Raw genomic sequence first — 11,933 nt, 5'->3', positions numbered from 1 at the left:
TCAGGCCCTTCCCGCTTCCAGCACCAGTTCCAGGGCCCGGCTCACCGTGGCCAGCCGCACCGCTTCGCGGTCGCCGGGAAAGACATGGTGTTCGACCCGCACGCCGCCACCCCGGTGCGCGACGCCCAGATGCACCAGCCCGACGGGCTTGGCATCGGTCCCACCACCGGGGCCGGCAATGCCGGTGACCGAGACGGCGATGTCGGCGCGGCTATGGGCCAGCGCTCCTTGGGCCATGGCCGCAGCGACAGGGCCGCTGACGGCGCCCAGTCGGGCGATCAGGTCGGCGGGCACGCCCAGCATCTGCACCTTGGCATCGTTCGTATAGGTCACGAAGCCCCTGTCCACCACGGCGGAGGAACCGGCAACGGCCGTCAGGCACCCGGCGATCAGACCGCCCGTACAGCTTTCCGCCGTGGCCACCCAGAGCCCGCGGGCCGACAGCGTATCACGCACATTCTCGGCCAGGCGGATCAGGTCGGGCGCGAACATCGGCCTACCCCATGACCAGGGGGAGGCGGACGGTGGCCGCGGCCTGGGCCGCTATGCCTTCGCGCCGGCCCGTGAAGCCCAGCCCCTCCGTCGTCGTGGCCTTTACGCTGACGCGGGACGGGTCGAGCGCCAGGATCTCCGCCACACGCGCCACCATGGCCTCGCGGTGGGGGCCGACCTTCGGCCGCTCGCAGATGATGGTGATGTCGACATGGGCGATGACCCCGCCCCGAGCAGCCACCATCTCGGCGGCATGGCGCAGGAAGCGCGCGCTGTCGGCACCCTTCCATTGCGGGTCGGCGGGCGGGAAATGCTGGCCGATGTCACCGGCCGCGATAGCCCCCAGGATGGCGTCGGTCAGCGCGTGCAACGCCACATCGGCGTCGGAATGCCCGTCCAGCGCCGCATCATGCGGCACCCGCACGCCACACAGCCACACATGGTCGCCATCGGTGAACTTGTGGACATCATAGCCGGTGCCCGTGCGGATATCGCCCAATGCGGCCAGGAACAGTTTCTCGGCGCGGGCCAGATCGTCTTTGTTGGTCACTTTCAGATTGTCCGGATCGCTGGGAACAAGGGTGACGGGTAGACCCGCCGCCTCGGCCACGGCGGCATCGTCGGTCAGGTTCAGGCCGGCGCCGCGCCGGTGGGCCGGCAGGATATGGGCGAAGCGGAAACCCTGGGGCGTCAGCGCACGCCACAGCGCCGTGCGGTCCACTGTCCCGTCGCTGCGGATGCCCCCGCCCGCCTCGGCCCCACGCTTCAGCGTGTCGGCCAGCGGGGTGGCGGCGATGGCGGCAGGGGCGGTCTCCAGCGCCGCGATGACGCCGGAGATATCTGCGTGCGAGACCAGCGGCCGCGCTGCGTCATGGATCAGCACCAGATCGGGCGGATGCCCGGCCATGGCCTCCAGGCCATTCAGCACACTGTCCTGGCGCGTCGGTCCGCCCGTGATGGGCGGCGGCAGATCGAGCCCGGCCACCGCCCGGTCATAGAGATCGCGGAAGGCCGGATCGATGACGACGCGCACGGCATTGACCTGCGGATGGCGCAGGAAAGCCTCCACGGTGCGGCGCAGGATGGGCTGGCCGGCCAGCGGCAGATACTGCTTGGGCAGGTCGGCCCCGAAACGCAGGCCGCGGCCGGCGGCGACGATCAGGGCGGTACAGGTGGGCATGTGTTCTCATGGGGCTGCGGGACTAGCCCCGCGACCCTAGCGCGGATGGCGCCCTGCGCCAATGGCCTGCACGGCAGGCAAGCCATGCCGGCCCAACCCCCGCCCTCTCCCCCTGCCCACCCATTTCCCGGGGAAAAAGCCGCCATGCGGTGGTGATCATTGTGTTTTTGCAGGCTTATGTTAATCTCTGTGCCTAAATTTCATGCATCCGCAAGAGTTGCCTGCCATTTGTGCAGAAATCGGCCGGCGGCGGATCAGGTCCAAGGTTGCGTATCCCATGGTCAAGCCGCTTGCCCCCCTTCAGATCGGTCCGGTCCGGATTGATGATCCCGTGATCCTGGCGCCGCTGTCGGGCGTCACCGACATGCCATATCGCCGGCTGGTCAAGCGGACGGGCGCGGGGCTTGTCGTGTCGGAGATGATTGCCAGCCAGGCCATGATCCGCGCCACGCGGGAAAGCATGCTGAAGACGGAATGGAGCCTGGATGAGGCGCCGATCTCCATGCAGCTTGCCGGGTGCGAGCCGGCCGTGATGGGAGAGGCGGCGAAGCTGAACGAGGATCGCGGCGCCCATATCATCGACATCAATTTCGGCTGCCCCGTGAAGAAGGTCGTGAACGGCTTCGCCGGGTCGGCCCTGATGAAGGATGAATTGCTGGCCGGCCGTATCATGGAGGCCACGGTGAAGGCCGTTTCCGTGCCGGTGACGATGAAGATGCGCAAGGGCTGGGACGCGAACAACCTGAACGCCCCGAACCTGGCCCGCATCGCGCAGGAATGCGGCGTGAAGATGCTGACCGTCCACGGCCGCACCCGCTGCCAGATGTATAACGGCACCGCCGACTGGAAATTCATCCGCCAGGTCAAGGAAGCGGTGAACATTCCCGTCATCGCCAATGGCGACATCAACAGTTTCGAGGATGCGGTGCGCTGCCTGGAGGAATCCGGTGCGGATGGCATCATGATCGGCCGCGGCACCTATGGCCGGCCCTGGTTCATCGCCCAGGTCATGCATTACCTGCGCACAGGCGTCATCCTGCCCGAGCCGCCGCTGGCGGCGCAGTTGCAGACCGTCCTGGAGCATTACGACGCCATCCTGGCCCATTACGGGGTTCAGGCCGGCATCAAGATCGCCCGCAAGCATGTGGCCTGGTATTCCAAGGGCATGAACGGGTCGGCCGATTATCGCAACCAGATCATGACCAGCGAAGACCCGGAGAAGATGAAGCAGCAGATCATCGCCTTCTATTCCGCGGCGCTGGACCGCGGCGTCACCGAGCGGGCGGCCGCCTGATGGCGCGGGTCCCGGCGGCGCGCCGGCTTGGTGCCGACATCGATCCGACCTCCATCCTGGCCGCCCTTCCCGACCCCGTCATGGTGGTCGATGGCGACGGGCTGATCCGGTTCATCAACCTGGAGGCCCAGGAATTCTTCGATGTCAGCGCCACGCGCGTGCTGGGCACCCGGCTGACGGACCTGATCCCCGAGGACAGCCCCGTCTTCGCCCTGCTGGACCAGGCGCGCATCACCCACGCCACAGTCTGCGAATATGGGGTGACGGTGGAAACCCAGCGCGTCGGCCCCCATTCCGTCACCATGCAGGCGGCCCCCCTGGGCGACCCGCCGGATCAGGTGGTGCTGACCATCCATGAACGGTCCATCGCCCGGCGCATCGACAAGCAGTTGAACCATCGCGGCGCCGCCCGATCGGTCGTCGCCATGGCCGCCATGCTGGCGCACGAGGTTAAGAACCCGCTGTCGGGTATCCGCGGCGCGGCGCAGTTGCTGGAGGAAAATGCCAGTGAGGACGACCAGATCCTGACCCGGCTGATCTGTGATGAGGCCGACCGCATCGTGGCCCTGGTGGACCGGATGGAGGTGTTCACCGACGGGCGTCCGCTGGAACGCCAGGCCGTGAACATCCATGCCGTGCTGGAGCATGTGCGCCGCATCGCCCAGACGGGCTTTGCCCGCCATATCCGCTTCATCGAGAAATACGACCCCTCCCTGCCGCCCGTTCTGGGCAACCGCGACCAGTTGGTGCAGGTCTTCCTGAACATGGTCAAGAATGCGGCGGAGGCCTGCCCCGACCAGGGCGGGGAAATCCTGCTGTCCACCGCCTATCAGCACGGGGTGCGTCTGGCCGTGGCCGGATCGGACAGCCGGATGCATCTGCCCCTGCTGGTCAGCGTGGCCGATAACGGCCCCGGCATCCCGGAAGATATCCGCGCCAACCTGTTCGATCCCTTTGTTACGACGAAGATGAACGGAACCGGCCTGGGTCTTGCATTGGTTGCCAAGATTATCGGTGACCATGGCGGGGTCATCGACTTTGAAAGCGTGCCGCGGCGCACGATCTTCAAGGTTTCCCTGCCAGTCACCGACCAGAACGGTCACGGAGAGGGTGCCTAAAAAATGGGCGCAACCATTCTCGTTGCGGATGACGATCGGGCCATTCGGACAGTGCTTACCCAGGCCCTCGCCCGCCTGGGACATGAGGTGAAAACAACGGGCAACGCTGCCACGCTGTGGCGGTGGGTGCAGGAGGGCGAGGGCGATCTGGTCATCACCGATGTGGTGATGCCGGATGAGAACGGCCTCGACCTCGTGCCACGCATCAAAAAGCTGCGGCCGGAGTTGCGCATCATCGTGATGAGCGCGCAGAACACCCTGCTGACGGCCGTGAAGGCGGCGGAAAGGGGGGCCTTCGACTATCTGCCGAAGCCCTTCGATCTGAAGGACCTGATGGCCATCGTGCAGAAGGCCCTGTCCACGCCCGTGCCATCCACCAGTCCGGCCCCCGCCCCCGCGGAGGACCCGGAGGAGGAGGCGCTGCCCCTGATCGGCCGGTCGCCGGCCATGCAGGAGATTTACCGCGTCCTGGCCCGCCTGATGGGAACGGACCTGACGGTGATGATCACGGGCGAAAGCGGCACCGGCAAGGAGCTGGTGGCCCGCGCCCTACATGATTATGGCAAGCGGCGGGGCGGCCCGTTCGTGGCCATCAACATGGCGGCCATCCCGCGCGAACTGATCGAGTCCGAGCTGTTCGGCCATGAGAAGGGCGCCTTCACGGGTGCCACCATGCGCTCGACGGGCCGGTTCGAGCAGGCGCAGGGCGGTACCCTGTTCCTGGATGAGATCGGCGACATGCCGCTGGAGGCACAGACCCGCCTGCTGCGCGTGTTGCAGGAGGGCGAATATACGACCGTGGGCGGGCGCACACCCATCAAGACCGACGTGCGCATCGTCGCCGCCACCCACCGCGACCTGCGCACCCTGATCCGCCAGGGCCTGTTCCGCGAGGATTTGTTCTACCGCCTGAACGTCGTACCCATCCGCCTGCCGCCCTTGCGCGAACGGACGGAGGATGTGCCGGCGCTCGTCCGCCATTTCCTGAACCAGGCGGCCCAGCAGGGCCTGCCGGCCAAGACGGTGGACAATGCCGCCATGGACCGGTTGAAGCGCTATCGCTGGCCCGGCAATGTGCGCGAGCTGGAAAACATGGTCCAGCGGCTGGCGGCCCTGTACTCGCAGGAGGTGATCAGCCTCGATGTCATCGACACCGAACTGGCCGAAACCAATCCGGCCGCCGCCCCCACGCAGGAACCCGTGAACGAAGGCCTGTCGGCGGCCGTCGAACGCCACCTGCGGGAATATTTCGCAGCCCATAAGGACGGCATCCCGGCGGCGGGGTTGTATGACCGCATCCTGCGGGAGGTTGAACGGCCGCTGCTGTCGCTGTCCTTGACCGCAACCCGTGGCAACCAGATCAAGGCCGCGCATATGCTGGGCCTGAACCGCAATACACTGCGGAAAAAGATCCGGGACCTGGATATTCAGGTGGTGCGGGGGCTGAAGTAGGTTAAAGCGCCTGGGGAAACCTTTAGAGTTTGATTCGATATTAATGTGAATTGTATCAACATCTTGCGATACTTCGAATGAAGAGTTGAACGGATGCGATGAAGAGCGACGCGGTGGCGGAAGCGATTGTCTGTTGGAGGTCCGTGGCGAGCCGTCGAGAGGCGCCAACATTCGTTGGCTTGGCGACGCCGCACGAGCGGGGCGGCGGCGGTCGCCGCCGGACCACCTTGCGATGAGTTCTACTCATCGCAAGGTGGTATAAACCCAATTAAGAAATGATTCTCCAAACGAGCATTCATCATCGACCGCACCATCCCCGCACAAACCCTGCCCTCAAAGAGTCATGCCGGTAACGCCGTTACCTGAATTGCGGCCGGTTCACAAAAAAACTAAGCTGCAACCCGTGCGCTTCACGCATGGCGGAAGGGACGGTTGTGCCCTTGTATGCGGGGGGTTCAGGGGTTAATTCGGGCTTGGAACATGGGCCGTCCCGCTGCCCATCGGCCCCCGGTGCCAAAGCCGGCGCGGGGTGCCGTTCAATCGGAGGAAAGCATGGCTGTCAAAGTTGCGATCAACGGGTTCGGGCGTATCGGCCGTCTGGTTCTGCGCGCTCTGTACGAGAGCGGCCGGAACGATATCGAGGTCGTCGCCATCAACGATCTGGCCGACGCCAAGTCCAACGCTCACCTGCTGAAGTATGACAGCGTGCATGGCCGTTTCCCCGGCACCGTGGAGGTGGTCGACGGCAATCTGGTCGTCAATGGCCACACCATCCGGTCGGTGCAGCAGCGCGATCCGGCCCAGCTTCCCTGGGGTGAGCTGGGCGTGGATATCGCCCTGGAATGTTCCGGCATCTTCACCTCGCGCGAGGCCGCCTCCAAGCACCTGACCGCCGGTGCCAAGAAGGTGCTGATCTCCGCGCCCGCCACGGACGAGGATCTGACCGTCGTCTATGGCGTGAACCATGACAAGCTGACGGCCGAGCACAAGATCGTATCGAACGCCTCCTGCACGACCAACTGCCTGGCCCCGGTGGCCCATGTGCTGAACCAGGGCATCGGCATCGCGCATGGCTTCATGACCACCATCCACAGCTATACCGGCGACCAGAACACCGTGGACACGTTCCACAAGGATCTGCACCGCGCCCGCGCCGCCGCGCTCAACATCATCCCGACCAGCACCGGTGCGGCCAAGGCCGTGGGCAAGGTTCTGCCGGAACTGAAGGGCAAGCTGGACGGCACCTCGCTGCGCGTGCCGACCCCGAACGTGTCGGTCGTCGACTTCAAGTTCGTGGCCAAGCGCGACACGACCGTGGAAGAAGTCAATAAGCTGATCACCGAGGCCGCCAACGGCCCGCTGAAGGGTATCCTGGGCGCCTATGCCGAGCCGCTGGTCTCCACCGACTTCAACCATGACAGCCACAGCTCGATCTTCGCGCTGAACGAGACCAAGGTCATGGAAGGCAATTTCGTGCGTATCCTGACCTGGTACGACAATGAATGGGGCTTCTCCAACCGCATGGGCGATACCGTGATCGCCATGAGCAAGGCTGGCTGATTTCCCGACTGGTCATGCCGCCGCCCCCGCGTTTATCCTGGGGGCGGCCTCTACCGACAGGGGCGCCGTTCCGGCAAGGGCGGCGCCCCTGGCTTTTCACCCTTCCCGACATGAAAGCAAGAAGGCGGATTGGATATGACCCCCAACGAGATCGCCCGGCTGCAGGCCTATCTGCGCCGGAATTTCGGCAACGACAAGATCACCGTGAACCCCCCGGCCAAGAAGGGCCAGCCCGTTGAAGTGACCATCGGTGACGAGTTCATCGGCACGCTCTATCGGGACGAGGATGATGGCGACATCTCCTATGCGTTCAACATGACCATCCTGTCGGAAGACCTGCCCAATATCGCCCCCGCCAAGGCGAAGTGACACGCCCGTAAAGGTCGTATTTCCCAATAGGGCGCCTGCCGCGAAAGTGGCAGGCGCCCTATTGCTTTTGGTTGAAAATATTTCAGATACCATTCAATATTCCCTCATTGGTTGATCATGTCCTATGCGTAACAGGGCGCAGGTGGACAGGACCGGTCACCATCGATCAACGGGGGGTAACAAGGATGGAACGCAGGTCATTCAGGCGGGGGGGAGCGGCGGCGATGCTGGCGGCAGGCTTGGCAATGGCCGGACTGTCAGCCACCCCCACCCGGGCGGAAGGCAATGCACAGTCGCTCCAGCAGGGCATGGTTCCGAAATCGGCCGTACCCTTCATGCTGCCTGCGGAGCCGACGCCAAAATACCAGCTCAAGTTTCCCGATTTCGGCTATATGCCGCCACCGACGGACTATACGGGCCGCGTCTTCGTCCTGTCCCAGGATTTTCCCAAGACCAAGCCGGCCATTGAACCGGCTGTGGAAAAGATCCTGAAGATCGACTACCGCAAGGACTGGCGCGCCTATCTTGATGCCGTCAAACAATATGTCTTCCAGGGCAATATCGATGCCGAGAATGGTGTGGAAGATGATTTCTTCCTGGAGGACAATACGGTACGCCGCTGGTTTCATGTGCCCTGGCAGCATTGGGGACCCAACGGGCGCGAGGGCTATCACGGCCTGACCAAGGAAGGCCCGCTGCCGGTCGGGTCGCTGGCCCCCGAACAGACCGTCAAGTCCAGCGCCTATGCGGTCGGCTTCTACAACGCCATGGGTGGCTGGACCATCGGGCAGCTCTGGCCTTCCGCCCAGGCGCCGGACATGTCCTATTTCCAGAAGGGCGGCGGCTTCCCCGACGGCACCGTGGTGGCCAAGCTGCTGTTCACGACGCTGGATGAAAGCCAGGTGCCATACCTGACCAATCCCGTTTCATGGAATGCCTATGTCTATCAGGCCGACGTGCCCGGCATGCCGGCCCCCCCGACACCAGGCCAGCGCGTGACGGCGAAGGTGCATCTGCTTCAGATGGACATCATGGTGCGCGACAGCCGGCTGGACAAGCAGGGCGGCTGGGTGTTCGGCACCTATGTCTATAATGGCCGCATGGGCAAGGCCAACCCGTGGGAAAATCTCGTCCCCGTCGGCCTGATGTGGGGCAACAATCCGGAGGTCACGGTCTCCCACACCAATCCCACGCCGACAGCCACGCGGATCAACCCGGCCATCACGGAAACCATCATCAATCCCGACACAAGGGAATTGCCACCCATGCATCTGGGCTGGAATTCCCGCCTGAACGGTCCGGCCGATAATTCGGCCAGCAGTTGCATGTCCTGTCACAGCACGGCGCAATATCCGGCCATTTCCGCCATCATGCCGCAATTCAACAACCCGGCCTTCCCCACCCCGCCCGACGGCCAGGATGCGGGACCGGAATTCATGCTGTGGTTCCGCAACATTCCGTGGGGCCAGGCCTTCAACAAGGGCCACGCCGTGAGCCTGGATTTCAGCCTGCAGATGCAGGGTAGCATCATCAACTGGATCGCCTATACCGACAGTGTCCAGCAAGGCCGGTTCTCGGCTGAATATTGGTCCAAGGGCAATAGGGTGTCGCGCAATCCCGGCCCGGCGCCAGCACAATGACGCCGTGATGCGACCGGGGCGGGACCATTGCCCGCCCCGGTCACTACGTCACCCCCAGGTCGCGCGCCGTCAGGTCCAGCGCCCGCCGGGCCCGTTGTGCGACCTCGTCGGCCTCATCCTCAGTCATGGTCAGGGCCGGGGCGTAGACCAGGCTGTCGCGGATGCCGCGCATGATCAGGTCATTGTGGAAGCAATGGTCGCGTGCCATCAGGCCGACCCTGCCATTGCCGGGAAACCGTTCGCGTGTCCGGCGGTCCTTCACGATCTCGATGGCGCCGATCATGCCCTCCGACCGGATTTCACCGACGATCGGGTGGCCGTCCAGCACCTCTTCCAGCCGCGTGCGCAGATAGGGGCCGATCTCCTCCCCCGCCCGCCGGACAAGCCCGTCGCGTGCGATGATGTCCAGATTGGCCAGGGCCACGGCACAGGCCACCGGGTGCCCGGAATAGGTGAAGCCGTGGTAGAACTCGCCCCCTTCCTCGATCAGGGTCCCGGCCACACGGTCGCCGACCATGACGGCCGACAGGGGGATGTAGCCTGACGTGATGCCCTTGGCCAAGGTCATGAAATCGGGGCTGATGCCATAGCGCTGGCAGCCGAACCAGTGGCCCAGCCGCCCGAAGCCGCAGATCACCTCGTCGGCGATCAGCAGGATGTCGTGTTCGCGGCAGATGCGCCCGACCTCCGGCCAATAGCTGTCGGGCGGGATGATCACGCCGCCCGCACCCTGCACCGGCTCCCCGATGAAGGCGGCCACATTCTCCGGCCCCAGTTGCAGGATCTTCTCCTCCAGCGTGCGGGCCGCCAGCCGGCCGAACGCCTCGGCACCCATCTCCCCCTGTCCCTCGAACGGATAGGGGGCCATCACATGGGCGAAATCCGGCAGCGGCAGGCCGCCTTGCGCATGCATCGCCGGCATGCCGTTCAGCGATGCGGCCGCCATCGTGGTGCCGTGATAGCCATGGTCGCGCCCGATGATGATCTTCTTGCCCGGCTTGCCCTTCAAGGCCCAGTAATGCCGGACCATGCGCACGATCGTGTCATTGGCTTCCGACCCGGAATTGGCGAAGAAGGCGCGCGACAGGCCCGGCGGCGTCAGTTCGGCCAGGCGGGCCGCCAGTTGCACGGTTGGCGCCGTGGTCGTCTTGAAGAAGCCGTGATAGAAGGAAAGATCGGTCAGCTGGCCATAGGCCGCATCGGCCAGTTCCCGCCGCCCATATCCGACATTGACGCACCACAGCCCGGCCATGGCATCCAGGATGCGCACGCCGGCGCTGTCGGTCAGCCACACCCCTTCGGCATGGGTGATGATGCGCGGCCCGCCCAGCGCGGACAGTTCCTTGTGGTCGGTGAACGGGTGCCAGTGATGGGCACCGGACAGGCGCTTCAGTTCGGCGGTATCGACGGACATGGACAAACACTCCCCGGATCGGACAGGCAGACGGCATTGCGGACGGACGAAACCCGTCCCGCCGGCGGGTTGAACCCGATCCGGGCGCAATGCAGCAGCATCTCTTCCTTGGGCGTGGGGCCGGTATAGGTCATGGGCGGATCATAGCGTGCCCGGCACCGCCCGTCACCCGGTCGCCCATCACCCGTTTTGTCATGACCGGGAAAGCCGTTGACAGCAGATGGCGATTGCAGAACCATGCACCCATGCAATCACAGAATTCAACCCTGCCGCTGACCGAACGCATCGACCGCGTCCGCCTGATCCGTGCGGAAAATGTCGGGCCTGTTACCTTCGCGCGACTTCTGGAACGGTTCGGCACGGCCAGCGCGGCGCTGGCGGCACTCCCCGACCTGGCCCGGCGCGGCGGCCGCAAGGCACCCTTGCGCGTGCCCGCGCGGACAGAGGTGGAGCGGGAAGCCGCGGCGCTGGAAAAGCTGGGCGGGCGCTGGCTGTTCCGGGGGGAGGCGGATTATCCCCGGCCGCTGGCCGCCATCGACGATGCGCCGCCTGTCCTGGCAGTGTTGGGCTTCCCGGCCTTGCTGGCCCGTCCCTGTGTGGGCATCGTCGGCGCGCGCAATGCCAGCATCGCCGGGCGCAAGATGGCCGAGCGGCTGGGCCACGACCTGGCCGATGCCGGCTTCACCGTGGTATCGGGCCTGGCCCGCGGCATCGACACAGCGGCCCATCAGGGGGCCATCGGCGGCGGTACCGCCGCCGTGGTGGCCGGCGGCGTGGACATCATCTATCCGCCGGAAAACGCCGGCCTTTACCATGATATCGCCCAGCGCGGCACGGTGCTGGCCGAATCACCCCTGGGGACGGAACCGCAGGCAAGGCATTTTCCCCGCCGCAACCGTCTGATCTCCGGCTTGTCGCTGGGGGTTGTCGTGGTGGAGGCGGCGCTTAAATCCGGGTCCCTGATCACCGCGCGCCTTGCCGCCGAACAGGGGCGCGATGTGTTCGCCGTGCCGGGCTCCCCGATGGACCCGCGCGCCCAGGGCTGTAACCGCCTGATCAAGGAAGGTGCTGCCCTGGTGGAGAATGCGGACGATATCGTCACGCACCTGCATGCCGCCGCCGCGGGCCCCTTGCGCGAGCCGGCCGGGGGACATTTCCGGTCCCCCATTCCCGCCACGGAGGACGAGCGCGAACTGGCCAAAGCACGCCATCTTGTGGTCGAGAGCCTGTCCCCGACCCCGGTTCTCATTGACGAAGTCATCCGCGGCTGCCAATTGTCTGCCGGGGTGGTGTTGACCGTGCTGCTGGAACTGGAACTGGCGGGGCGGCTGCAGCGTCATCCCGGCGGTCAGGTCAGCCTGGTCTGACCGGTCCAATTCGCGGTTTTCCATCGTTCCTCGAAAGGCGGGTCCTT

General features: G+C 65.1%; 10 protein-coding genes and 1 pseudogene. 7 read left to right on the top strand and 4 right to left on the bottom strand.

Features of this window, described 5'->3' with window-relative positions; translation table 11 throughout:
• Window positions 1-492 (bottom strand): CinA family protein, encoded by a 492-nt coding sequence (locus tag ABC728_RS21540; protein WP_416617376.1) that lies wholly within the window; start codon window positions 490-492, stop codon window positions 1-3.
• 4 nt (window positions 493-496) lie between these two features.
• Entirely contained in the window at window positions 497-1,672 is a 1,176-nt protein-coding gene (locus tag ABC728_RS21535; protein WP_416617377.1) for a bifunctional 2-C-methyl-D-erythritol 4-phosphate cytidylyltransferase/2-C-methyl-D-erythritol 2,4-cyclodiphosphate synthase, read from the bottom strand.
• A gap of 277 nt (window positions 1,673-1,949) precedes the next feature.
• Here ABC728_RS21535 and dusB point away from each other — a divergent pair, with 277 nt between their 5' ends.
• The 3 genes from dusB to ntrC are packed head-to-tail and all read left to right on the top strand — an operon-like array spanning window position 1,950 to window position 5,536.
• Window positions 1,950-2,966: a tRNA dihydrouridine synthase DusB gene (gene dusB, locus ABC728_RS21530; RefSeq protein ID WP_416617378.1), complete on the top strand. Its 1,017-nt coding sequence runs from the start codon at window positions 1,950-1,952 to the stop codon at window positions 2,964-2,966.
• Window positions 2,966-4,084, top strand: coding sequence for a two-component system sensor histidine kinase NtrB (locus ABC728_RS21525; RefSeq protein ID WP_416617379.1), 1,119 nt, complete (start codon window positions 2,966-2,968; stop codon window positions 4,082-4,084). The genes dusB and ABC728_RS21525 overlap by 1 nt, the downstream gene beginning before the upstream one ends.
• Window positions 4,085-4,087: 3 nt before the next feature.
• Window positions 4,088-5,536, top strand: coding sequence for a nitrogen regulation protein NR(I) (gene ntrC, locus ABC728_RS21520; protein ID WP_416617380.1), 1,449 nt, complete (start codon window positions 4,088-4,090; stop codon window positions 5,534-5,536).
• A gap of 55 nt (window positions 5,537-5,591) precedes the next feature.
• Here the strand turns inward: ntrC and ABC728_RS21515 are convergent.
• Window positions 5,592-5,696 (bottom strand): annotated as a pseudogene (locus ABC728_RS21515) (IS5/IS1182 family transposase); the annotation flags it as partial.
• Between the two features lie 392 nt (window positions 5,697-6,088).
• On the opposite strand from ABC728_RS21515, the gene gap reads away from it, so the two are divergent.
• The 3 genes from gap (at window position 6,089) to ABC728_RS21500 (ending at window position 9,105) form a co-directional block, all read left to right on the top strand.
• A complete protein-coding gene (gene gap, locus ABC728_RS21510; protein ID WP_416617381.1) occupies window positions 6,089-7,096 on the top strand; it encodes a type I glyceraldehyde-3-phosphate dehydrogenase in 1,008 nt (335 codons plus the stop codon).
• Window positions 7,097-7,231: 135 nt separating this feature from the next.
• Window positions 7,232-7,465 carry a DUF3126 family protein gene (locus tag ABC728_RS21505; RefSeq protein ID WP_416617382.1) on the top strand — a complete coding sequence of 78 codons (234 nt, stop codon included), beginning with the start codon at window positions 7,232-7,234 and terminating at the stop codon, window positions 7,463-7,465.
• 245 nt (window positions 7,466-7,710) lie between these two features.
• A complete protein-coding gene (locus ABC728_RS21500; RefSeq protein WP_416617383.1) occupies window positions 7,711-9,105 on the top strand; it encodes a hypothetical protein in 1,395 nt (464 codons plus the stop codon).
• Between the two features lie 43 nt (window positions 9,106-9,148).
• Here the strand turns inward: ABC728_RS21500 and ABC728_RS21495 are convergent, their stop codons facing one another.
• Window positions 9,149-10,519: an aspartate aminotransferase family protein gene (locus tag ABC728_RS21495; RefSeq protein ID WP_416617384.1), complete on the bottom strand. Its 1,371-nt coding sequence runs from the start codon at window positions 10,517-10,519 to the stop codon at window positions 9,149-9,151.
• A gap of 245 nt (window positions 10,520-10,764) precedes the next feature.
• Here ABC728_RS21495 and dprA point away from each other — a divergent pair, with 245 nt between their 5' ends.
• Entirely contained in the window at window positions 10,765-11,886 is a 1,122-nt protein-coding gene (gene dprA / locus ABC728_RS21490) for a DNA-processing protein DprA (protein ID WP_416617385.1), read from the top strand.
• Window positions 11,887-11,933 lie beyond the last annotated feature (47 nt).

The sequence above is a fragment of the Niveispirillum fermenti genome (genome assembly GCF_052474395.1).
This window is presented reverse-complemented; position numbering and strand designations above follow the sequence as displayed.

Coding starts and splice junctions, on each gene's coding strand:
- ABC728_RS21540 (WP_416617376.1), bottom strand. CDS start 492: ATGTTCGCGCCCGACCTGATCCGCCTGGCCGAGAATGTGCGTGATACG.
- ABC728_RS21535 (WP_416617377.1), bottom strand. CDS start 1,672: ATGCCCACCTGTACCGCCCTGATCGTCGCCGCCGGCCGCGGCCTGCGT.
- dusB (WP_416617378.1), top strand. CDS start 1,950: ATGGTCAAGCCGCTTGCCCCCCTTCAGATCGGTCCGGTCCGGATTGAT.
- ABC728_RS21525 (WP_416617379.1), top strand. CDS start 2,966: ATGGCGCGGGTCCCGGCGGCGCGCCGGCTTGGTGCCGACATCGATCCG.
- ntrC (WP_416617380.1), top strand. CDS start 4,088: ATGGGCGCAACCATTCTCGTTGCGGATGACGATCGGGCCATTCGGACA.
- gap (WP_416617381.1), top strand. CDS start 6,089: ATGGCTGTCAAAGTTGCGATCAACGGGTTCGGGCGTATCGGCCGTCTG.
- ABC728_RS21505 (WP_416617382.1), top strand. CDS start 7,232: ATGACCCCCAACGAGATCGCCCGGCTGCAGGCCTATCTGCGCCGGAAT.
- ABC728_RS21500 (WP_416617383.1), top strand. CDS start 7,711: ATGGCCGGACTGTCAGCCACCCCCACCCGGGCGGAAGGCAATGCACAG.
- ABC728_RS21495 (WP_416617384.1), bottom strand. CDS start 10,519: ATGTCCGTCGATACCGCCGAACTGAAGCGCCTGTCCGGTGCCCATCAC.
- dprA (WP_416617385.1), top strand. CDS start 10,765: ATGCAATCACAGAATTCAACCCTGCCGCTGACCGAACGCATCGACCGC.